This window comes from Aerococcus loyolae, assembly GCF_002871915.2.
Taxonomy (GTDB): domain Bacteria; phylum Bacillota; class Bacilli; order Lactobacillales; family Aerococcaceae; genus Aerococcus; species Aerococcus loyolae.
Genome location: NZ_CP126958.1, coordinates 1,885,968 through 1,909,581, shown reverse-complemented (window position 1 = coordinate 1,909,581; position 23,614 = coordinate 1,885,968). Strand labels below are relative to the sequence as shown.

General features: G+C 30.7%; 20 protein-coding genes and 6 pseudogenes. All 26 read left to right on the top strand.

What is annotated here, in order from left to right; translation table 11 throughout:
• Nucleotides 1-9 precede the first annotated feature (9 nt).
• The 26 genes and pseudogenes from CJ190_RS08670 (at nt 10) to CJ190_RS08555 (ending at nt 23,601) form a co-directional block, all read left to right on the top strand.
• Nucleotides 10-729, top strand: coding sequence for a class I SAM-dependent methyltransferase (locus tag CJ190_RS08670; protein WP_270598258.1), 720 nt, complete (start codon nt 10-12; stop codon nt 727-729).
• 93 nt (nt 730-822) lie between these two features.
• The gene (locus CJ190_RS08665; RefSeq protein WP_070606385.1) at nt 823-1,143 is read left to right on the top strand and encodes a DUF3847 domain-containing protein; all 321 of its coding nucleotides are present in this window, start codon (nt 823-825) and stop codon (nt 1,141-1,143) included.
• A 240-nt stretch (nt 1,144-1,383) separates the two neighbouring features.
• Nucleotides 1,384-2,844, top strand: a complete 1,461-nt coding sequence (mobQ, locus tag CJ190_RS08660) for a MobQ family relaxase (RefSeq protein ID WP_101562069.1) — start codon at nt 1,384-1,386, stop codon at nt 2,842-2,844.
• 103 nt (nt 2,845-2,947) lie between these two features.
• Nucleotides 2,948-3,922, top strand: coding sequence for a choloylglycine hydrolase (bsh, locus tag CJ190_RS08655; RefSeq protein WP_070606383.1), 975 nt, complete (start codon nt 2,948-2,950; stop codon nt 3,920-3,922).
• Nucleotides 3,923-3,992: 70 nt separating this feature from the next.
• The gene (gene cls, locus CJ190_RS08650) at nt 3,993-5,492 is read left to right on the top strand and encodes a cardiolipin synthase (RefSeq protein WP_219350624.1); all 1,500 of its coding nucleotides are present in this window, start codon (nt 3,993-3,995) and stop codon (nt 5,490-5,492) included.
• 124 nt (nt 5,493-5,616) lie between these two features.
• Nucleotides 5,617-5,781, top strand: a pseudogene (locus CJ190_RS09290) (nuclear transport factor 2 family protein); the annotation flags it as partial.
• 10 nt (nt 5,782-5,791) lie between these two features.
• Nucleotides 5,792-6,160 carry a nuclear transport factor 2 family protein gene (locus tag CJ190_RS08645; protein ID WP_070606376.1) on the top strand — a complete coding sequence of 123 codons (369 nt, stop codon included), beginning with the start codon at nt 5,792-5,794 and terminating at the stop codon, nt 6,158-6,160.
• A 104-nt stretch (nt 6,161-6,264) separates the two neighbouring features.
• Nucleotides 6,265-6,429 carry a transposon-encoded TnpW family protein gene (locus tag CJ190_RS08640; RefSeq protein WP_070606374.1) on the top strand — a complete coding sequence of 55 codons (165 nt, stop codon included), beginning with the start codon at nt 6,265-6,267 and terminating at the stop codon, nt 6,427-6,429.
• A gap of 41 nt (nt 6,430-6,470) precedes the next feature.
• A pseudogene (locus tag CJ190_RS08635) lies at nt 6,471-7,709 on the top strand (VirD4-like conjugal transfer protein, CD1115 family); the annotation flags it as partial.
• Nucleotides 7,710-8,367: 658 nt separating this feature from the next.
• Nucleotides 8,368-8,559 (top strand): annotated as a pseudogene (locus CJ190_RS09245) (helix-turn-helix domain-containing protein); the annotation flags it as partial.
• An 18-nt stretch (nt 8,560-8,577) separates the two neighbouring features.
• Nucleotides 8,578-8,838, top strand: a complete 261-nt coding sequence (locus tag CJ190_RS09240; protein WP_308216819.1) for a hypothetical protein — start codon at nt 8,578-8,580, stop codon at nt 8,836-8,838.
• A 37-nt stretch (nt 8,839-8,875) separates the two neighbouring features.
• Nucleotides 8,876-9,301: pseudogene (locus tag CJ190_RS08625) on the top strand (TraM recognition domain-containing protein); the annotation flags it as partial.
• A gap of 63 nt (nt 9,302-9,364) precedes the next feature.
• Nucleotides 9,365-9,883, top strand: coding sequence for a ClbS/DfsB family four-helix bundle protein (locus CJ190_RS08620; protein ID WP_101562066.1), 519 nt, complete (start codon nt 9,365-9,367; stop codon nt 9,881-9,883).
• A gap of 37 nt (nt 9,884-9,920) precedes the next feature.
• A complete protein-coding gene (locus CJ190_RS08615; protein WP_101562065.1) occupies nt 9,921-10,343 on the top strand; it encodes an SRPBCC family protein in 423 nt (140 codons plus the stop codon).
• A gap of 67 nt (nt 10,344-10,410) precedes the next feature.
• Nucleotides 10,411-11,028, top strand: a complete 618-nt coding sequence (locus CJ190_RS08610) for an SAP domain-containing protein (RefSeq protein ID WP_101562064.1) — start codon at nt 10,411-10,413, stop codon at nt 11,026-11,028.
• A 222-nt stretch (nt 11,029-11,250) separates the two neighbouring features.
• On the top strand, nt 11,251-11,562 hold the full coding sequence (locus tag CJ190_RS08605) for a single-stranded DNA-binding protein (RefSeq protein ID WP_101562063.1): 312 nt from the start codon (nt 11,251-11,253) through the stop codon (nt 11,560-11,562).
• A 1-nt stretch (nt 11,563) separates the two neighbouring features.
• Nucleotides 11,564-11,692 (top strand): annotated as a pseudogene (locus CJ190_RS08600) (Maff2 family mobile element protein); the annotation flags it as partial.
• A gap of 726 nt (nt 11,693-12,418) precedes the next feature.
• Nucleotides 12,419-14,278: a group II intron reverse transcriptase/maturase gene (gene ltrA, locus CJ190_RS08595; RefSeq protein ID WP_101562062.1), complete on the top strand. Its 1,860-nt coding sequence runs from the start codon at nt 12,419-12,421 to the stop codon at nt 14,276-14,278.
• A gap of 151 nt (nt 14,279-14,429) precedes the next feature.
• Nucleotides 14,430-14,528 (top strand): annotated as a pseudogene (locus CJ190_RS08590) (Maff2 family mobile element protein); the annotation flags it as partial.
• Nucleotides 14,529-14,538: 10 nt separating this feature from the next.
• Nucleotides 14,539-15,402 (top strand): VirB6/TrbL-like conjugal transfer protein, CD1112 family, encoded by an 864-nt coding sequence (locus CJ190_RS08585; RefSeq protein ID WP_000466914.1) that lies wholly within the window; start codon nt 14,539-14,541, stop codon nt 15,400-15,402.
• A gap of 9 nt (nt 15,403-15,411) precedes the next feature.
• On the top strand, nt 15,412-15,702 hold the full coding sequence (locus tag CJ190_RS08580) for a hypothetical protein (RefSeq protein ID WP_047211601.1): 291 nt from the start codon (nt 15,412-15,414) through the stop codon (nt 15,700-15,702).
• Nucleotide 15,703: 1 nt separating this feature from the next.
• On the top strand, nt 15,704-16,114 hold the full coding sequence (locus tag CJ190_RS08575; protein ID WP_004827263.1) for a PrgI family protein: 411 nt from the start codon (nt 15,704-15,706) through the stop codon (nt 16,112-16,114).
• Nucleotides 16,005-18,428, top strand: coding sequence for a VirB4-like conjugal transfer ATPase, CD1110 family (locus tag CJ190_RS08570; protein WP_101562061.1), 2,424 nt, complete (start codon nt 16,005-16,007; stop codon nt 18,426-18,428). The genes CJ190_RS08575 and CJ190_RS08570 overlap by 110 nt, the downstream gene beginning before the upstream one ends.
• Before the next feature lie 7 nt (nt 18,429-18,435).
• On the top strand, nt 18,436-21,009 hold the full coding sequence (locus CJ190_RS08565) for a CD1108 family mobile element protein (protein ID WP_101562060.1): 2,574 nt from the start codon (nt 18,436-18,438) through the stop codon (nt 21,007-21,009).
• 14 nt (nt 21,010-21,023) lie between these two features.
• The gene (locus CJ190_RS08560) at nt 21,024-21,263 is read left to right on the top strand and encodes a hypothetical protein (RefSeq protein WP_001080402.1); all 240 of its coding nucleotides are present in this window, start codon (nt 21,024-21,026) and stop codon (nt 21,261-21,263) included.
• Nucleotides 21,250-23,601: a leucine-rich repeat protein gene (locus CJ190_RS08555; RefSeq protein WP_101562059.1), complete on the top strand. Its 2,352-nt coding sequence runs from the start codon at nt 21,250-21,252 to the stop codon at nt 23,599-23,601. The genes CJ190_RS08560 and CJ190_RS08555 overlap by 14 nt, the downstream gene beginning before the upstream one ends.
• The last annotated feature ends 13 nt before the right edge of the window (nt 23,602-23,614 follow it).

Sequence of the window (23,614 nt, the reverse complement as noted above, 5' to 3'; positions counted from 1 at the left end):
AGGTAGAATATCGCTGAAAATTGGACAGCATTATTAGATAAATACATTAACAAACTTATTAGTCCCGATGGGAGACAAACCTACGAAAGTAAAGATGAGTTAGTTAATCTTATGCTTAAATTAGCTGAATTGAAAAAAAGCGATAAGGTAATGGATATAGGTTGTGGTTGGGGAAATTTTTCAAAGGTATGTAGTAATTTTTCAGATGAAGTTATTGGTATTGAGCCAAATGCAGATAATTTACAGGAAGCTATAAATCGTAGTAATGGAAATGTAAAATATATTCAAGGAAGTTTTGAAGCATTAAATTGCAATCAAAGCGTTAATAAAGTTATTAGTATGTTAGCATTCCATCAAGTGCCATGGGATTATAAAGAAAAGTCGTTAGAAAATATTTCAGAGATACTTACAACGGATGGTTATTTTTATTTGTGCGATACCATGCTTTTATTTGACGCAGAAAAGGATACCGAATTATTTAATAAGGTATATAGATTTTTATTAAAAGAAACCACGCCTGAAGAAATATATAAAAATTATATAGAACCATACCTTAAAGAAAATGAAGTTTATACGGTTGAAGATATGAGAGAAAATAGTCCCAAGGATAATTGGTTCTATTCTATGAAAGAGTTGAAACATTGGTCAGAAAAAGCAAATATGGAGTTAGTAAAAACGGTAGCTATTTGTCCATTTTTTGGAGTCGTGGTTTTTAAGAAAAAGAAGTAACTAACAATTTAATAAAAAATAACACACTAACAGTAAATCAAAAATGGTTTACTGTTTTTTCTTTGTCCAAAAACAGAAGAAAGGAAAACAGAAATGAAAAACATAGATGAAAAAATTTTAATGACAGAAGAAGAAATCAAGCAGTTACAAAACAAAAGAAAAAAGCTCATCAGTCAACAGAAACAGGAAGAACGAAAGAAAAGGGATAGACGGATTTATGAAAAAGGAGCAGTCTTTGAAAGTATCTTTATTGAAAGCAAGGATTTTACCAAAGACGAATTTTATCAGCTAATCACATTCCCAAACATCAAAGAAGAAGTCAATCAAAAAATCTTAAAAATCATAGAAAAGCGAAAAGAAAATCAAAATCAAAACACAGAAAACCAAGAGGAAGAAACGGACATAGAGGAATAGTCCCTTGTTTACAAGGGCGCACTTATACACCCTAAAGGGTGTGTGCGTTCTCCGAAGGCTCTTGCAGAGAGCATATCAGCTAACGCTGATACAGGGGAGCTACACTCCCCTACGGAAATAAATTTCCTACCCCTTGTGTACTTCCCAAAAGAAATCGGATAAAAAGCAATCCGATTTTTTTTAGTAAGTCTTTATCATCGCCATCGTCCCCACATTAAAAAAGAGAGGAGGTTTTTTCTTATGGCGATATATCATCTTAGTATAAAGATTATTTCAAGAGGAAAAGGCAAAAGTGCAGTAGCAGCTTCCGCCTATCGTAGTGGCGAAAAGATAAAAAACGAATATGACGGAATAGTCCATGACTTTACAAGAAAAGGCGGAATAGCCTATACCGAAATTCTATTACCACAAAATGCACCACAGGAATTTTCAGACAGAGGAACATTATGGAACAGTGTAGAGAAAATAGAAAAAAGTAAAAACTCACAGCTTGCAAGAGAAATAGAAATCGCCCTACCAAAAGAATTAAGCAGGGAAAAACAGATTGAGCTTGTAAGAGAATATGTAAAAGAAAATTTTGTGAAAGTTGGTATGTGTGCAGATATTGCCCTACACGATAAAAATGATGGAAACCCACACGCTCACATATTATTAACTATGAGACCATTAAACGAAAATAAGACATGGGGAGCAAAATCAAAAAAGGAATATATCCTTGATGAAAACGGAGAGAAAGTAAAACTTAAAAATGGCAACTACAAAACAAAGAAAATAAATGCAGTAGATTGGAACGAACAAGACAAAGCAGAGCATTGGCGAAAAGCATGGGCAGATATTACAAATAAATATCTTGAAGAAAATAGCATACAGGAAAAAGTGGATCACCGTTCCTATGAAAGACAGGGCATAGAACAAATACCGACCATTCATTTAGGCGTATCAGCCACCCAAATGGAAAAGAAAGGCATAAATACCGACAGGGGAAATATCAACCGAGAAATCAAACATCAGAATAAGATATTAAAAGAGATTGCAAGAAGAATAAAAGCCTTACTAAATTGGATAAGAGGAATAGGAAAAGAAGAAAAGGCAGAAACTGATAATCTCAAATCTACCCTCCCATCCAAAGAAAATTTGCTATCCGTTTTTAAAAATCTTATCCGTAAAAATGCAGATAACCATAATACAGATTTAGAAAAATACATCGAAAGCTATCAATTCTTAAAAGAGAAAAACATTATTTCCTTATCTGAACTGAAAGAAAGTATAGTTACTTTAAGAGATAAGAATTACAAGACCACAAGAGCCTTAAAAGATACCGAGAAAAAGATTGATGAAAAAACACAACTCATCGACCAGTCAGAAAAATATTTGAAGTACAAGGACATCTACAAAGCCTATGCAAAGTTAAAGAAAATAAAACAGGAAGATTTTTATAATGAGCATACGGCGAAGCTTATTCTATTTGAAAGTGCAAGGAAACATCTCAAAGAGCATTTAGGGGAAAGTAAGACCTTAAATATATCCAAATGGAAATCGGAACTTACCACTTTGAAGAAAGATAAAAAGAGCCTATATAGTAAAATATTAGAAATACGAGAAGAAGTAGAACAGGCTGAAAAAGTTAAGACCTGTATAGAGCAGTTACAGGAACAAGAAAAACAACTATCACAGGTAAAGAGGAATGAGTTAGACCTATAAAACTAAGTGAAAAAATGGTATAATTAAATATAATCACTAAATAGTAATTTTAAAGAGAGTTATATAAAAGATAAGAAATAGTATTAGAAAGAAGGGAAAGAATATGTGTACAGCAGCAACTTATAAAACGAAAGATTTTTATTTTGGAAGAACATTGGATTATGAATTTTCATATGGAGATGAAGTAACAATAACACCAAGAAACTTTGAATTTAAATTTAGAGAAGTAGATGACATTAAGAGTCATTATGCGATAATTGGAATGGCATTTGTTACTGAAGATTATCCATTATATTACGATGCAATAAACGAAAAAGGGTTAGCAATAGCAGGTTTAAATTTTGTTGGAAATGCTCATTATAAAGAAAAACAGGAAGGAAAAGATAATGTTGCTCAATTTGAACTGATACCATGGATTTTAAGCCAATGTTCAAATGTAAATGAAGCTAGAAATTTGATTGAAAAAATGAATGTGTTAAATACTCCATTTAGTGATAAATTACCATTAGCTAGCTTACATTGGATTATTTCCGATAGCACACAATCAATAACTGTAGAGTCTGTTATTGATGGAATAAAAATATATGATAATCCAGTAGGGGTATTAACTAATAATCCATCTTTTGATAAGCAAATGTTTGCCTTAAATAATTATATGTATTTATCACCTAAATCTCCAGAGAATAAATTTAGTAAAGAATTAGATCTAAGTTTATATAGTAGAGGAATGGGAGCAATAGGTCTACCAGGTGATTTATCATCGCAATCAAGATTCATAAGAGTAGCGTATACTAAATTAAATTCTTTTTCTAAAGAAGATGAAAAATCAAGTGTTAGTCAATTTTTTCACATTTTAGGTAGCGTTGATCAACAAAGAGGATGCTGTGATTTAGGTGATGATAAATTTGAAATAACAATTTATACATCTTGCTGTAATGTAAATAAGGGAATTTATTATTATACAACATATGATAATCATCAAATAACAGCAGTTGATATGCACAAAGAAAATCTAGATAGTAATGTACTTATTCGTTATCCTTTGATAAAGGAAGAACAGATAAGAACTCAAAATTAATGTTTATCTATAAAGAAGATAAAAGTATTACATATAAAAATGAATTAGTATGAGGAGAAAAAATATGTGGATGGCAGTAAAAAGAGGAATTGTTGTAGCAATAGGTTTATTAATACAAATTCTATTAACATTATTTATATATTTAAAATTTGGAGAATTTATAAGTATTATTCATGTAGTTTATGGTTTACTTAGTATTATAATTGTTTTAATGATTATCAAGTATAGTAAAAGATTAAGTAGCGATTTAATATGGATATTACTGATTATGCTTTTTCCATTAATTGGAACACTTCTATATATCATACTTAGTAATAATATGAAAAGAAGTAAAGTTTTAAAGAATATTAATGAAAATATAGAAAATGGTCAAAAATACTTAATACAAGATGAATTTATAAAAAAAGAAATCGATACTAAAAATTTAGGACAATTAAAATATATAAGTGAATTTGCAGGATTTCCTGTAACGAAAAACAATGAGATAAACTATTATTCTCTTGGTGATGACGTTTATCCTGTTATGTTAGAAGAACTAAAAAAAGCCCAAAAATTTATTTTTATAGAATATTTCATTATTAATAATGGTACTATGTGGCAAGGAATTTTAGATATATTAAAAGAAAAAGCAAATTCAGGACTAGATGTAAGAGTATTATATGATGATATGGGTTCTTTTGCTATGCTACCTAGTAATTATCCAAAGTTACTGGGGAAATATGGAATAAAATGTATGCAATTTAATAAATTATCGCCATTTGCAGGTATTATTATGAATAATAGAGATCATAGAAAAATGATGATAATTGATGGACATACTGTTTTTTCTGGTGGAATTAATATTTCAGATGAATATATAAATATAAATAGTAAATTAGGAGTATGGAAAGATAATGGAATTAGGATAAAAGGTGAAGCTGTTTGGAATTTTACTGTTATGTTTCTAGAAATGTGGAATTCATTTAAAAAAGAAGATAATGATTATAATAAATACAAATATAATTTTACTGAAAAGTATAAGGAAAATGCTTTCGTTGTACCTTATGGGGAAAGTCCATTAGATGATGTTATAACCGGCGAAGATATTTATCTAAATATTATCAATCAAGCGAAAAAGTATGTTTATATTTATACACCTTATTTAATTATTGATACAGATATGATAAATAGTTTAATCTTAGCTGCAAGAAGAGGAGTAGATGTCAGAATTGTTGTTCCTGGAATACCCGATAAAAGAATTGTATATGATTTAACCTCTTCTTATTTTTATACATTAATTAAAGGTGGAGTAAAAATTTATACTTATACGAATGGTTTTGTACATAGCAAAGTATTTTTATCCGATGATGAAATAGCAACTGTAGGAACAATAAACTTAGATTATAGAAGTTTATATTTACATTTTGAATGTGGTATTTATATGAAGGATACAAATGTAATAAAAGATATCAAAAAAGATTTTGAGGATTCCTTTAAAGAATCACATAAAGTAGATGAAAGAGAAGCAAAAAATGGTTTATTTAAAGGACTATGGCAAGCTATTTTAAGATTATTTGCTCCAATAATGTAAACGATATAATAAAATTAGATAAATAGAAAATTATAATTTGTTGAGAAAGTGTACATTTGTAAATGATGTGAGACCAAAAACAGGAGAGAGAATTTCCTGTTTTTGGTCTCACATCAATTGTATCTCTACAGGGAAAGTTGAAGAATTTGACGGTATTTCTTTGATTGTTTGGACAGCCGATAATAAGATAAAAGTATTGAAAGAGTTTGGCTGTAATTGTAATAACTACAATCCTTACAAAGAGAGTGAAACACCATTGTTTAGAGATGAAAAAGTGAATTGGTTTTAAGGTGATTACTATGGATATAGATAGATTTTTCAAAACGGTTTTATCACAAAATGCAGAAGAACTTAGGAAATATTTTCAAAAGAATGCTGTTATAAAATGGCATTGCACAAATGAGTTTTTTACCTTAGATGAGTATATAAGGGCAAATTGTGAATATCCCGGAAATTGGAACGGAGAAATAGAGAGAATTGAAGAAAATGAAGATACTATTATTTTAGCTTGTCGGGTTTTTCCAACAGATAATAGTGAGTCTTTTCATGTAGTAAGTTTTATCTATCTTGAAGATAATTTGATTGTTGATATGGATGAATATTGGTCTTATGATGGATTGGCACCAGAATGGCGTAAGAAAATGAAAATTGGGAAACGCATTAGGTAAATTTCAATTTTGAAAATCAAGCAATTTAATAAAAACTAACACAGTAACAGTAAATCAAAAATGGTTTGCTGTTTTTTATTGTCTAAAAATGGAAAGGAGAACTTATGGAAGAAGAAAGAAGAAAAATACAAGTACCACCACATAAACAGTTAGTTATGGATATTGGGAAGACAAAATATACTGTAAACCTACATTTTAAGCAAGGTACAGGCGAAACATACAAGGATAAAATATTAAAGCTAATCAAGAGAGAAACAGAAAAGATATAAATTTTTCAAAGAAATTTTGTTTATGTCCTTGACAAATCTTCCCAAAAGGCACACTTGTGTTAGAGTGTGGAAAAATGCTTTATGAAAATGGATATGACATAAAGATTTTAAATACAATAAACTTTAAAAAATCTATGAAATACAATCCATTTGCCTATTTGAGAAGTGAAAAAGATATTTTAAAACTTGTCCAAACAATTATTGCCAACACCAAGGGAGATGGAGAAAAGGCAGGAGAAGATTTTTGGGTAAAGGCTGAAAAGCTCTATTACACTGCCCTTATCGGTTATATTTATTATGAAGCACCAGAAGAAGAAAAGAACTTTAAGACACTTTTAGATATGATTGACGCAAGTGAAGTCAGAGAAGATGACGAAACCTATATGAACCCAATTGATAGGCTCTTTGAAGCTCTTGAAAAGAAAGATCCAAGTCATTTTGCAGTTAAGCAATATAAGAAATATAAGCTGGCAGCAGGAAAAACTGCTAAGTCAATTCTAATTTCATGTGGAGCAAGACTTGCACCTTTTGATATAAGAGAGCTTAGAGAGCTAATGAGTGAAGATGAATTAGAACTTGATAAAATTGGAGATAGAAAAACGGCTTTATTCGTAATAATATCAGATACAGATGATACCTTTAACTTTGTAGTTTCAATAATGTATTCTCAATTATTTAATCTACTATGTGATAAGGCAGATGATGTGTATGGTGGTAGACTTCCAGTTCATGTTAGGTGTCTACTTGATGAGTTTGCAAATATAGGCTTAATTCCTAAATTTGAAAAACTAATAGCGACAATTCGTTCAAGAGAAATATCAGCAAGTATAATTCTGCAAGCACAATCTCAATTAAAAGCAATTTATAAAGACCATGCAGATACAATAGTTGGTAACTGTGATTCAACACTCTTTCTAGGAGGAAAAGAAAAAACAACAGTAAAAGAATTATCAGAAACCTTAGGAAAAGAAACCATAGACCTATATAACACATCAGAAACAAGATCAAATCAAAAATCTTTTGGTCTAAATTACCAAAAAACTGGCAAGGAACTTATGAGTCAAGATGAAATAACTGTAATGGATGGTGGTAAGTGTATATACCAGCTAAGAGGAGTAAGACCTTTCTTATCTGATAAATTTGATATTACAAAGCATAAGAATTATAGATTACTTGAAGATTATGATAAGAAGAATTTATTTGATGTGGAGGAGTTTTTGAAAAACAGAGACAAAATAAAATTAAACTCAAAATCGAAAATTCTCAAAATAAATTTATGATACAAAAACAATTTGTGACTTATAGACGGTTGACTTATAGTCGACAAAGTGCTAATATATAATTATACAGAGGTGCTATTGTATGATCAAAAAAGAATTAGGTCAGGAAATTAGAAAATCATAGAGGAGGAAACATGAAAAAAATTATACATTTACTTTTTTTATGCTTAATTTCAATATTTGTTTTTTTCTGTATTGAATATGTTGTATATAAATTCTTTATTCTCCACAATCCATTATATATAGTTACATTTATATTGTTTTTGGTTGTGTTTTCTTTGGATATTCATTTGTTGAATAAAATGAATTTTCCATATAAGATAATTTCCCCAGCGATTGCGTTAATAACAGTATTTTTAGGTTTGGCACTTTTGAAGTTTTTGCTACCTATTTTGAAATAAATATCGGTTAAAATTAGGCTGAGGAAAGAGAGAATTTCTATGACTTGCACAGAAGAATTACAAGTTATTGGAAGATTATGATAAGAAGAATTTATTTGATGTGGAAGAGTTTTTGAAAAACAGAGATAAAATAAAATTAAACTCAAAATCGAAAATTCTCAAAATAAATTTATGATACAAAAACAATTTGTGACTTATAGACGGTTGACTTATAGTCGACAAAGCGCTAATATATAATCATACGGAGGTGCTATTGTATGATTAAAAAAGAATTAGGTCAGGAAATTAGAAAATTAAGAACAGCTCGTGGATTTACACAAGAAACATTTTCTAAAGCGTGTGGATTGGATAGAACATATATTGCGGATGTAGAGCTTGGCAAGAGAAATATATCAATAGAAAATATTGATAAAATCGCAAAAGGACTTCAAATTACTTTGTCAGAATTATTTAAGTTTAATTCACCTATACAAAAAACAATCATCTTAAATATAAATGGCGAGCAGTTTATTTTAGAAAGTGATACAGAACTCACAATGGATAAGAAAAATTATATTGAAGCAATATGTGAGACAATGTACGATGAAAGTAATGAATGGTATGAAGATATATATGATATGTCCCCATATGATATAGCTGAGCTATTTGAAAAAACAGTAAAAGAAGAAGTAGGAATAACTGTTACATTTAAAGCGATAGACCTTGAAGTATCGATTTTAGAAGATTAGAAATAAGGTATTAATAGGCGATAGAAATTAAAAACTCTCAAGGAAAATATCAGCAAGCATAATACTGCAAGTACAATCTCAATTAAAAGCAATCTATAAAGACCATGCAGATACAATAGTTGATAACAATGATTTTACACTCTTTCTATGGGGAAAAGAAACTATAGACCTATATAACACATCGGAAACCAGATCAAATCAAAAATCTTTAGGTCTAAATTACCAAAAAACTGGCAAAGAACTTATGAGCCAAGATGAAATAACTGTAATGGATGGCGGTAAGTGTATTTATCAGTTAAGAGGAGTAAGACCTTTCTTGTCAGATAAATTTGATATTACAAAGCATAAGAATTACAAGTTGTTGGAAGATTATGATAAGAAAAACTTGTTTGATGTGGAAGAGTATTTAACGAATAGAGATAAAATAAAAATAAATAGGAACAGTTTGATTACAAGATTATGAATTATCCTTAGGATAAAAATATTTTTGATATAATATCTATATATAAACCATGGAGGTAGGCATATGAGGTCTTATGAAAGTAAGGAAGAATTAAAGAATGAGATAAAGAAAACTTTCGAAAAATATATTTCAGAGTTTGATAATATACCAGAAGAACTAAAAGATAAAAGACTAAAAGAAGTTGACAGAACACCAGCAGAAAATCTTGCCTATCAAGTAGGCTGGACGGCTTTAGTATTAAAATGGGAAGAAAATGAGAAAAAAGGTATAGATGTTAAAACACCATCAGATAAATTCAAGTGGAATCAACTTGGAGAATTATATCAATGGTTTACAGATACCTATGCCCATAAATCTCTATATGAACTAAAAGAACAACTAACAGAAAATGTAAAAAAAATTTATCTTATGATAGATGAATTAACAGATGAAGAATTATTTAAACCACATATGAGAAAATGGGCAGATGAAGCAACCAAAACTGCTACTTGGGAAGTATATAAATTTATTCATGTAAATACAGTAGCGCCATTTGGAACATTTAGGACTAAGATTAGGAAATGGAAGAAATTAGTTCTATAGATAGAAAAGTATAAATAAGTTTACTTAGGAGGATTTTATGGCAGTTGCAAATATCAAAGTTACATTAAATTGCCCAATAGAAAAAGTATGGGATAAAGTTACTGACCTTCGTGATTTTGGTTGGAGAAGTGATATCAAAGATATCAAAATTATTGTTGATAAGAATTTTGTAGAGATTACAAAAGATGGGATAGAAACAAATTTTAAAGTTATAGAATGTACGAAACATCAATGCTGGTCTTTTGAAATTGAAAACGCAAATATAAAAGGAACTTGGATAGGAAAATTTTATTCGAATGGAGATAAAACAACATTAGATTTTACAGAAAATATTATTTCTAAAAAATTTATATTTAAACCTTTTGTAGGACTATATTTAAGAAACCAACAAAAACTGTATTTTAAAGATTTGAAGGAAGCACTTAATTGTGAAGAAGCAAGTCATGTTCAAGTGTTATGAAAATAATGAAATAGATAAATTGGAGTAGCCTATTCATATATTTAGATCTTTTCGAAAGGATAAAACAATGATAGAAAGTAGACCTAAGTTTGATAAAATCACATCGTTTGATGAGTTTAATAAATACTATTGGTATCGTGAAGAACTTTCACAGATATGCAAGTTATTAGGATTAGAATATAGAGGTACAAAACAAGAACTCAATTATATTATTGAGCAGTACTTTAAGGGTGATGTGATTAAAAAGTCATCAATAAAAAACATAAAGAAACAAGTTGATTATATTACTTTAGATATGCCTTTACTTGAGTGTGGATTTTCCTTTAATTCAAAATTCAGAGAATATTTTTCTGTTGTAACAGGTGTTTTGCCTTTCAAATTTACTGCAGATATGGCAACGGCTTGGAGAAAAGTGAAAAGACAAAATGATTTGAGTTTTACTATTCAAGATATGCTCAAAGTTTATTATGGAAAATCAGATTATGCTAAGTATGATAATTCGGTTTGTCAATGGAATCAATTTTTAAAGGATTTTTGTGCAGACGAAAATAGTTGTAACTACTCTAATAAAATACAAGTAGCTGCAATTCTTTGGAAAGAAGTCAGAGATTCAAAAAACAAAAAAGTTTATTCACGAGAACTTATAAAAAAATATGAGGATAAAATAGAAGACTATCACAAGTAAACAGAAACTATTTTTTTGAATGAAAAAAATTAATACAGATAGATGTTAGGCGATAGAAATTAAAAACTCTATCGTCTTTTTTTATACTCAAAATTAGGAGGTAAAAATGGTAAGGATAAGAAGTCCCACTTAAAACAATTTAATATATAAGACATTTAGCGATTGAAATATAAGTTCAGTCGCTTTTTTAATTGAAATTTATGGATTAAGGAGAAGAAATTAATGTATAGAGAAATGATAAATATTAATGCAAATTTAGTTAAAGAAGTGGAATTATCAGAATTTGAAAGAGATGGAGAAAAAGTAGATGTAGCAAATTTTACTCTCATTAAAAAATATGGTAAAGGAAAAGAATATACAAATTGTTCAGTCTACGGAGAAAAAAGCGAACGTGCAAAAGAATTAGATAAAGGAGATCTAATCCATGTCTTTGGATATTTCAAAGAAAACAAAAAAGGAGATAAGGTCTACAAGAATTTTATAGTTAAATCACTAAACAAAATAGAAAATAAGAAAGAAAACGAGGAGGAATAATATGGAATTTTTTACAGCTGGAGTTGGAGTTTTAAAAACACTTGTAACTGCAATTGGTGCAGGTTTAGGAGCATGGGGAGTTATTAACTTAATGGAAGGTTATGGTAATGATAACCGTGCGACACGTTCATAAGTGAAAAGCTTATGCACTAAGTCGAAGGACTGAAAGTTCAAAACTTAGGAGAACTGACAATCTGATAGGTAGAATGACGGGGTAACGCCCTGAAATGCCTACACTGATACTCCGATTGGCAATGAATATTAGACTATTTCATTGTCAAAAGCTCGGTGAAGTCGGCAGAGAGTAGCCGTAAGACTGATATTTCATATCAGACACGAAAGCTGTTCAGAGGTGGACGGTGCTACCTATATGTCGGGTGTCGAATACGCATGGTGAGAATGTGTATACCAAAGCACTGACGTACTTCCGAATGTAAGGGTCTAAACGTTTGAATTTGCCTAACGGCAATTCCCATCAAAGATGGGGTGTTTGTGGATGAGTAAGAATGGTTGTTATGAAAATCCATATATCGTTACAGGCGATATGGTGAAAACTAAACACAGGCTTAGAGGAAGAACCTAAACGTATTCAAAGATAAGATTGTCGGAACGTGGTAAGCCAAGAGCATGGAAGCAGTCTAATGCTAATGAAGTGTTGAATGGGAAAATGACTGAAAAAAACAGCATATAACCGTTCTTTATCTTGGTGAAAGCGGTGGCACAGTACCTATGAAGCGAAAATAATAAGTTCGTGGAGGGATAGCCACCAGTCACAGGAAAGTACAAGAACTGAAATTAAGACAAACACAGCTTCGAGTATGACAAAGAAAATCAAATCCGAAAGGAGATGGTGACTGTGTCCACTTCGAAACAAACACTGAAACAAAGCAAAATCCGTTATACGGAATACTATGACTTGCAAAAAGTCCTTGATGATTTATATGAAGATAGCAGTAAGAATAAAGTATTTTCAAATTTAATGGAGTTGATAACTTCAAGAGAAAATATAAAACTTGCCTATCGCAGTATCAAAGGGAACAAAGGAAGTCATACAGCCGGAGTAGATGGCAGAACAATAAAACATCTATCAAGGCTAAATGAAGAAGAATACATTTCTCTCATACAAAAACAGTTTCATTGGTATAAACCACGCCCTGTAAAGAGAGTGGAGATACTAAAGCCTAATGGGAAAATTAGACCTTTAGGAATACCAACTATTGTAGATAGAATTGTACAACAATGTATCTTGCAAATATTAGAGCCGATATGTGAAGCCAAGTTTCATGACAGTTCCTATGGGTTTCGACCTAACAGGAGTACGGAACACGCTATTGCAGAATGTGCAAGACTAATGCAGATACAGCACTTACACTATGTAGTCGATATTGATATACAAGGATTTTTCGATAACGTATATCATGCAAAGCTCATAAGGCAGCTTTGGAATTTAGGAATCCATGACAAAAAGTTACTTTGTATCATTAAGGAAATGCTTAAAGCAGACATAGTTATGCCCGATAAAAAGGTAATTACACCAACAAAGGGAACACCACAAGGCGGAATATTATCACCGCTACTATCTAATGTAGTCTTGAACGAATTAGATTGGTGGGTTTCATCTCAATGGCTGACAATGCCTACGCATTATCCATATAAACAGAGAACGAACAGTCAAGGAACAGAGATAAAAAGCCATACTTACAGAGCTTTAAGAACAAGCAACCTAAAAGAAATATACATTGTAAGGTATGCTGATGATTTTAAGATATTTTGCCGTAATTACTACGATGCAAAAAGAACCTATCAGGCAGTTACAAAATGGTTGCAAGACCGATTAAAACTAAATGTGAGTGAAGAAAAATCTAAAATAACAAATCTAAAACAAAGGTATTCGGAGTTCTTAGGATTTAAGCTTAAGGTTAAACCAAAAGGCAAAAAGTTTGTTGTACAGTCGCATATAAGTGATAAGGCACTGAAAAATGCAAAAGAAAATATTTCTAAATGTGTTGCGGATATAAAAAGACCTGCAAACGAAAAGGAACAGTACAAAGCAATAGCCAAGTATAATGCCACTGTCTCAGGCTTGCATAATTACTACCAAATAGCAACAAATGTAAGTTTGGACTTTGCTAAAATAGCCTTTCACATTAAAAAGCAGATGAACAACAGACTTGATATTAAAACCAGTGGAATGCTAAACAAAGGATTTATCAAAGAAAAATATGGAAAAAGTAAACAGCTTCGCTTCCTTAATGGACATCCGCTAATTCCAGTTGGATATATTAGGACAAAGGACGCAAAACACAAGAAAAAGGTTGTAAATAAATACTCTGTAAAGGGCAGAGCTTTTATTCATAAAAATCTGCAAATCGATGTAGATACACTTGTTTGGTTGATGAGACATCCTGTACTTGATAAGAGTATAGAGTTTGCAGACAACAGAATCTCGCTCTTTGCAGCTCAATATGGCAGATGTGGGGTAACAGGTGTAAAACTTACACCAAACTATATACATTGCCATCACAAGATACCGCTTGAACAAGGCGGTACAGACAGTTATAGCAACTTAATTCTTGTTACAGAAGCAGTTCATATACTTATCCATGCAACAAAAGAAGATACAATCCAAAAATATATAAAAGAGCTTGGCTTAACGGTCAAGCAGATCGAGAAATGTAATAAGCTTAGAAAAATGGCAGGATTGCCACTAATTTAGAAAAAAATAATTTGTTACGAAGTGTGTAAGTCTTAGTTAAAACGTGAAAATCTTTCTTGTGATGGAACGCCGTGTGCGGTGAAAGTCGCATGCACGGTGTGAAGTGGGGGAAAATCCGGAGATAACATCAAAGGATTACCTATCACTATCTGGTGCTAAATCTCAAGGTATTAAGCAGCTTATGGCTGGTGGAGGAATTGTGCTAATCGGTATCAAATTAATTCCACTACTTGCAAATGCTTTAAAATAGGAGAAAGTCTATGTTTGGTATCTTTGACAAGCTAACTGAATTTTTTAAGGATATGCTACTCGGAGGTATCAAAGCAAATCTTGAGTCCATGTTCTTAGATATAAATGACAAGGTAGGAGTTATTGCAACTGATGTTGGTAAAACACCTATGGGTTGGAATGGAGAAGTATATAACTTTATAAAAAACATTAATGATAATGTGATTGTTCCAATAGCAGGTCTTATCATAACAGCAGTTTTATGTATTGAACTCATAAATATGGTTATGCAAAAGAATAATATGCACGATACAGATACTTTTGAGTTTTTCAAATACATTATAAAGATGTTTATAGCAGTCTACCTTGCAAGCCATGCCTTTGAATTTTCAATGGCAGTCTTTGATGTGGCACAAAATCTTGTAAACAAAGCGGCAGGGGTAATCACTACTTCTGCCACTGTTTCAGGAGATCAAATAGTTGCTATGGTTGATACATTAAAAGAAAAAGATGTTGGTGCATTAATAATGATATTAGTTGAAACAAGCCTTGTAAGGATTGCAATTCAATGTATATCTTTAACTATTACCTTAATAGTATATGGGCGTATGTTTGAAATATATGTCTACTCATCAGTATCATCCATACCATTTGCGACTATGGGAAATAAAGAATGGGGTCAGATTGGAACAAATTATATCAAGGGACTTTTTGCCTTGGGACTACAAGGTTTGTTTTTGATGGTATGTTTAGGTATCTACACCGTTTTAATAAGAACGGTACAGATTACAGATATTCACGCAAGCTTGTTTAGTATATTAGGATATGCTCTACTACTTGGACTTATGATGTTTAAGAGTGGAACAGTTGCGAAAAGTATTATGAATACGCACTAGGAGGAATAAATGTTAAAAAAGAAAAATTGTGCTTTATTAGGACTTGGAATTTTATTGGGAGGAACTTATGAGATCTTAAAAGAGAAAAAAAGAAATGAAGAGATTAGAAACTTAAAGAAAAGAATAAATAGACTCGGTAGATGTCACAATGAATTTGTTATGTATCAAGGAGAATACAATGACAGAAATGAAGAAAAACAAGAAGAATTAGAAGAAAGAATTAGCTACCTAGAAGAGGAAACAACATCTAATTATGACCATATACTTGAACTTTCCAAAGAAGAAGTAGAGGGAGATTAAAATGGCGTATGTACCAATACCAAAAGATTTGGACAAGATTAAAACAAAGGTTGCCTTTAACTTAACTAAAAGACAACTTATAGGTTTTTCTGTGGCAGGACTAATTGGCATACCAACCTATTTATTTATGAAGAAATATCTACCTAATGATGTTTCAATCATTGTAATGCTAATAGTAACCCTGCCAATCTTTTTTATAACCTTATATGAAAAAGATACCTTAACTTTTGAAAAATATTTTAAATTTTTCTATCTTCATAAGTTTTATCAACCAACTAAGAGAATAAGAAAGGAGGCATACCTTGAAGCAAAGAAAAAAGCAAATCAGCGACTTAAATCTAAGGGAAAAACAATTAAAAAAAGACCGAAAGGAAGTAAGAAGGCTAAAAACAAAGAAAGATCCAACAAATAGTCTTCTAAGTGTTCTTTTAAAGAAAGAGAAAAAGAGATTTACTGTTGAGGATACAATTCCATATATAAGAATGTTACCAGAGGGCATTTGCCAGTTAGATGAAAAAAATTATTCAAAGACAATTTCATTTCAAGATATAAATTACCAGTTGGCATTGGAAGAAGATAGAGATTTAATTTTTAACCAATTTGCCAACTTTTTAAATTCTTTTGATCCAAGTGTCCACATTGAACTATCATATGTAAATCAATTAGGAAGAAATAGAGACCTACAAGATGCAATTAAAATTGCTGATAAGGGAGACTTTTATGACGATGTAAGAAAAGAGTTTAGGGAGATGTTAAAGCTTCAACTTGCAAAGGGAAATAACGGACTTAAAAAGATGAAGTATATAACCTTTACAACAGAAGCCGATAACCTAGAGCAAGCACGAGCAAAGTTAAATAGACTTGAAGTAGATATTTTATCTAACTTTAAATCTATGGGAGTAAGAGCAGAAAGTCTTGATGGCGAAGAAAGGTTAAGACTTGTTCACGATATGTTAAATCCAGACAAGAACTTTGATTTTTCATATAAAGATTTGAAGAAGAAAGAGTCTACAAAGTCACATATAACTCCCAATATCTTTAATTTTGCACCAGCAAATAATTTTAAATTTGGTAAATATATTGGAGCAGTAAGCCATTTTCAAATACTTGCAAGTGAGTTATCAGACAGAATGTTATCTGAGTTTTTAGATATTGATGACAATATTTATGTAGCTTTTCATATAGATGTAGTTGAACAAGCAGAAGCTATTAAACTCATTAAGAGAAAAAACACAGACCTGGACAGAATGAAAATTGAAGAACAAAAGAAAGCAGTTCGTGCTGGATATGATATGGATATTATTCCTTCAGATATAAATACTTTTGGGGCTGATGTTAAGTCCATGTTATCTGACTTACAAAATAGAGATGAAAGGCTATTTGTAGTTACCATAGTAATGATGAATTTTGCAAGAACTAATCAAAAATTAGAAAACACTATTGCTCAAATATCATCAATTGCAAACAGACATAATTGTCAGGTAAAAAGATTATCTCATCAACAAGAACAAGGACTTGTTTCTGTCTTACCTCTAGGAGTTAACCAAGTCGAAATAAAAAGATTTTTAACTTCATCATCAACGGCAGTATTTATGCCTTTTACAACAGAAGAGCTGTTTATTGATTCAGCAAATTCTTTGTATTATGGATTAAATGCCCTTAGCCAAAACTTGATTATGGCAGATAGGAAGAAACTCAAGAACCCTAACGGACTAATATTAGGAACACCAGGTTCTGGTAAATCTTTCTCAGCAAAGAGAGAGATGGCAAATTCAATTCTTGTCACAGATGATGATGTAATTATTTGTGATCCAGAAGGCGAGTATTCAAACCTTGTAAAACAATTTAATGGAGAAGTTATTAAAGTTTCGGCAAAATCAAAGGACTATCTAAATCCATTAGATATTAATATGAACTATGGAGATGGGGATGCACCTTTAAAGGATAAGGCAAACTTCATAATGTCTATGCTTGAACTTGTAGTAGGAGGATCTGGTCTTACTGCTGCAGAAAAATCTGTTATAGATAGGTGCTTACCAAAGATATACCAAAAGTATTTTGAAGACCCTAAGCCAGAAAATATGCCTATATTAGGAGATTTATACGATATGCTCCTATCCCAAGAAGAGGGAGTTGGCAGAAAACTAGCAACAGAAATGGAAATTTATGTTAAGGGAAGTCTTAATGTCTTTAATAATAGGTCAAATGTTGACCTAAATAGGCAACTGCTCTGTTTTGATATAAAAGAGCTAGGAACACAACTTAAAAAAATAGGTATGCTTGTAATTCAAGACCAAGTTTGGAACAAGGTTTCCTTAAATAGAGGAAGCAAGTCTACAAGATACTATATAGATGAGTTCCACCTTTTATTAAAAGACCCACAAACTGCTTCATATTCAGTAGAAATCTGGAAAAGATTTAGAAAATGGGGTGGTATTCCAACAGGTATAACTCAAAACGTAAAAGACCTTTTAACAAGTCAGGAAATTGAAAATATCTTTGATAATACAGACTTTGTTCTAATGTTAAATCAAGCATCTGGAGATAGAGATATTCTTGCTAAGAAATTAAAAATATCGCCTTATCAGTTAAACTATATTACTAATTCAAATGCAGGTGAGGGATTACTATTCTTTGGAAATACTATTGTTCCATTTATAGATAAATTCCCTAAAGACACCATGTTATATAAGCTAATGACAACAAAACCAGAAGAAGCTAAGTAGGTGTGATATGGATAAAAAACTAAAAAAAGATTTTCAAAAGAAAATTATACGAAATAGGGACGCTCCTGAAAAGAATGTAGATAGTAAACTTGTTCATTCAGATGATTATACAAATAAGATTATTAAGACTAAGGATAGGTTCGGAGATAAAATTTCAGAAAAAGAATCTAAACTTATCCATGAAAATGTATTAGCTAAAGAGCAAAAACAAGATAAACTAAAAGACTTTCAGAAGGCTAAAAACAAGGAAAGAATTAGAAAAGAAGTTTTAGAAAATAAGGATAAGGCTGAAGAAACAAAACAAACTAATCTTGAAATAAGGACAGATGAAAGCTTTAAACTTGATGAAGACTTAGATGTAGACTTCAAAAAGGTAAATTTTGATAGTGAAAACAGTAGAAATATTAATTCTAATAAATTAACAACAGATGATATTTCAGCTAAGGCTCAATCAATAAATAATAAAAAGGCATCAAGTAGAAGACAAGTTCTTAAAAATTATGAGGATAAACTTATCCATAATAAGGATAAATTCCAAGACAAAATTAACGTGAAAGAGTCTAAGCGAATCCAGACAAGTGAAGATAAACCTATTGAAGCAAAGAAAAGCAAGAGAATATATAGAAAAGATAAGCTTGTTAAAGATGAAGTAAGCAAGAACGACAGTAATGCTAATATCGATAAAAAACAAAAGCTTTATCAAGAAAAGAAGTTTAGAGATAAGGAAAAATTTTCTAAAGAGATAGATAAAGAGAGTAAGCTAAGCCAAGTTGATACAGATAAGACTCTTGATAATTCTGAGCTTAAAGACAATAATCAAGAATTTATAAAGGATGAAAAGGAAACAAGCCTTAAACCTTCAGAACAAAAGAAAGTTAATAAAAAGAAGACTTACTACAAAAGAAAAAATTATGAAAGTGATAAATTCACTCGAAAGAAAATTGATGACTTAAAAAATGAATCTAAGAAAGCTACACCGAAAGATTCTAAGAAAGTACAAGATATTAAAGACTTTATCTCAGATAAAAAGATTGGAGAGCTTGAAAAGTCTAAAAGTAAGCTAAAGGATAATATCCTAAAAAATAAAACTAAAGGAAGTCTATCTTCTGGGGTTTTATTATCTGGAGCTAAGTCATCAGAGTTAGTGAGAGATTATTTAAGTTCAGGATCTGATAATACTGGTGTAGAATCTGGAGAAAAGGCCGCTAATGTAAGCTCTAAACTTCATCATGGAATAAGGAAGTATAAGCTAGACAAAAAGAAAAAGTCATTAAAAAAGCTATCTACACTTGATAAGAAAATAAGAAAGAGAAAAAGCAAGTTGGAGTTTAAAAGTGGCTTGGAAGATCTAAAAAAGTCAGATGCCTATATAAAGAAAAATAGATTTAAGAAGTTTTACCAAAGAAAACAAATGAAAAGCATGATAGCTAAAAAGCACGAAACAAGACTTGTAGATAGGGTTAAAAAAGCTATTTTAAGTTTAGGTAAGGCTTCTAAAGAACTAATAGTAAGAAAAAGTAAGATAATTCTATTTTTAGTAATAGGACTAGGTCTTATGCTATCAATCATGGTTGGTGGTGGAAGTGTTGGTATGAGTGGACTAAGCAATTCAGTAAACTCAGTAATGACAACAACATACCTATCACAAGACACAGTTCTAAGTGAAGTTAATCAAGAATTTTCATCAATGGAATATGACCTACAATCACAAATCGAAAGTGTAAAAACAAGTCATCCTGGATATGACGAATATATCATAAACAAAGAAGGAAAAATTGGTCATAATACCCATGAACTTTTATCCTATATAACTTCAAGATGTGGAGAAGTAAAATCAGCATCTGAAGTAAAAGGAATTTTAAAAGAACTTTTCGATAAGATGTATAAGCTTGATTTTAAAGAAGAAATTGAGATTAGAACAAGAACAGTAGCAAGAACTAGATATGATAGTCGTGGCAATCCTTATACTAGCTATGAAAAAGAAGAGTACGAATATAAAAAGTTAATTGTAACTTTAAAGAAAAAAGAAATGGATGAAGTTGTTAGGGAAATATTTAAAGATTATCCAGACAATGTAGTTCATTATGAAGCTCTTCTTGAAGCTAAGGGGAATATGGGAGATGTTTTTGGATCAGGTAATGGGGACTTAGGAGAAATAGTAGATAATCCAAACTTTGGAAATCCTGGTCTTGCTTTTGATTCAGCTACTGCCAAAGCCTTATTTAATGAAGCAGAAAAACATATAGGCAAAAGATATGTGTTTGGAGCAAGTGGACCATCTAACTTTGACTGCTCAGGTTTTGTATGTTGGTCATTTACAAAGTCTGGTGTAAAGAGAATGCCAAGAACAACTGCATGGAGAATATACAAAGACTATTGTAATCCAGTAAGTCCAAGTGAAGCTCAACCTGGAGATATTATATTTTTCCATTCAACATATAACAGTGGAACACCAATATCTCACGTAGGAATATACGCAGGTAATGGAATGATGATTCACGCAGGAGATCCAATTCAATACACATCAATAAATTCAAAATATTGGAAATCACACTTTTATGGTTTTGGAAGACCTAGATAGAAGGGAGATATTATGTGAACAGGAAGCTTATAAGTATTAGAAACAAAAAGAAAAAAATAGAAGAGAAATTGAAAGATTTAAATGCAAAATACAAGGAAATTTGCGATGAAGAAATACAGGTTGAAAATGAAGAAATAATTGTAACTCTTAGGAGGAACAATATTAGCTTGGAAGAATTAATGGAGAAAATCAATGATAGAAAAAGAGAAGAAAAATTAAAAGAAAAGGAGAATATTCATAATGAAGAAATTTAATACGAACAGACTAAGAGCCTTTTTTATGGCTCTTTTATTAGTTTTAACATCAACTGTGCATACAAGTGCATTTGCAAAGTCTGATGTTACTTGGACGGAAGATGATTTTATGTATTCCTCTGAGGGGAATATAATTGCCTTTAGTGGTAAAGGCTTAGAAAAGAAAGAGAAGACAAATATTCTAGTATTTCCTGAAGGAACGAAGTCTATAAATGGAAATTATTCTTTAAGTCATTCAAACGATGAACTTAGATATAAAAGAGAATTTGGACGTGGCAAACATTGGGATAAAGTAATTATTCCTGATTCTGTTAAGCATTTAGGCTATGCTGCCTTTTACGAAGCAAGTATAGACGAGGTAAAACTATCAAATAGTCTAACTTATCTTGGTGGTTTAGCATTTTTCAATTGTGGACTTAGAGAAGTGACTTTACCTGATACTTTGGTAAATATTGAACATAATGCTTTTGAAAGAAATAATCTTCAAGAAATAATTATACCTAAGTCTGTGAAGACAATTGAACAGTATGCTTTTTCAAGAAATAAATTGCACACTATAAAAGTTTTAGGCAATCCAAATATTAACAGTAAGGGAGTATTCCATAATCAAGAAGTTGAATATAGACCAAAACAAAATCCATTTTGCGAAAATCATTTTGGTTTCAACGGAAATCAAGGATTCAAATCTATTCCTAATGGATTAAGTTATGAAAATGGAGAGTTTGTCTTTGATAAGAATGTAGATAGTGTAGAACTTGAATTTGATTATAACAATGATATGTATCAAGGAAAGATGACTATATACAATCCAAATAAATATTCCATTGATACTCAAACAGATTTAACAGGACAAGATATTGATGAAAAGAACAATAAGATTGATGATTTAACTAAAAACATTAAGGACTTAGAAAATCAGATCAAAGACTTAAATGATAAGAAACAAGAAGACCAATCAAAGATAGATGAATTAAAGGAAAAGTTAGAATCTTGCAAAGATAATGGAGAGAAACTAAAGCAAGAAAAAGCTAAGCTAGAAGAAGAGATTAGAGATAAAGACAATAAGATTGCTCAATTGAATAAAGAAATTGAGAATCTTAAAAATTCTAATAATGATGAACTAATAGCAGAAATCACTCAGCTTAAAGATGAATTAAAAAGATTACAAGATGAAAATGCAAAACTAAAAGAAGATTATTCATCTACAAAATGGGAGTTAGAGGCTGAGAAAGAAAAGACCGATAAAAACGAAAATAAAATCAAAGAAATGCAAGAAAAGCTTGAGTCTTTAGAAGGAGAACTTGCAAAGAAGACTAAAGAAATTGATGATAAAGATAATAGAATTAAGGACTTAGAAAAAGCTCTTGATGAAAAAGATAATAAGATAAAAGACCTTGAGTCTAAAAGGAAAGAGACAGAAAATTCTAAGTCAGAATGCTGTAAGAAAATTGAAGAGCTTCAAAAGGCTATTGATAGTTTAAAAGAATCTTCTGAAAATACAAAAAAAGAATTAGAAGAGAAAATTAAAGGACTAGAAGAAAAACAAAAAGCTTCTGAAGAAGAAATTAAAAAGTTAAAAGAAGAGTTAGATAAGAAAATTGAAGAAGCAAAGAAGTTAATCGAGGAAGCAAATAAAAAATCGAAAGAAGAACTTGAAAAACAAGCCAAAGATGAAAAAGAAAAAAATCTAAACCAAGACCTATCAAAGAAATTAGATGAACTTCTAAAACTCCAAAAAGAAAACAAAGAGAAGAAAGAAGATAAGAAATCTCAAGATAAGAAGTGGGACGAACTTTTGAAAGCTGATGACAAGAATATCCTAAATCAATTTGATCTTAACAAGATGAAAAAACAAGAGGAACAACTATCCAAAAAACAAGTTAAAAATGAAAAAGAATTTGCAGTTTTCCAAGTAGACAAAAACTTCTATAACATTATTAACAAAGATGATAAGACAACAGTCTATATGGATGTAAAAACTTATGTAGATCAAGGAAGAACTATGATTCCAGTAAGATATATTGCTTATACTCTAGGTTTTAATGTTGAGTATGACAACTCTACTCGTGAAGCTATTTTCTCCAATAAAGAGAATAATATCTTAGCTAAAAAGACATTAAGACTAAATATTGATACTGGTGTTATGAAAGATTCAGATGGAAAGGTCTACAATTCAGATGTTAAGCCAGTGATTATAAATGGAAGAATTCATGCTTCAATTTCAAATATTGCTAAAGCTTTTGGAGCAAGTCATGGAGATATTAAAGATGGTAAAAATCAAACAATAGAATGGGACAATGCTAGAAAAGCAGTCTATGTATTTAAAAATGTAAAATAAGAAAGGATAGAAA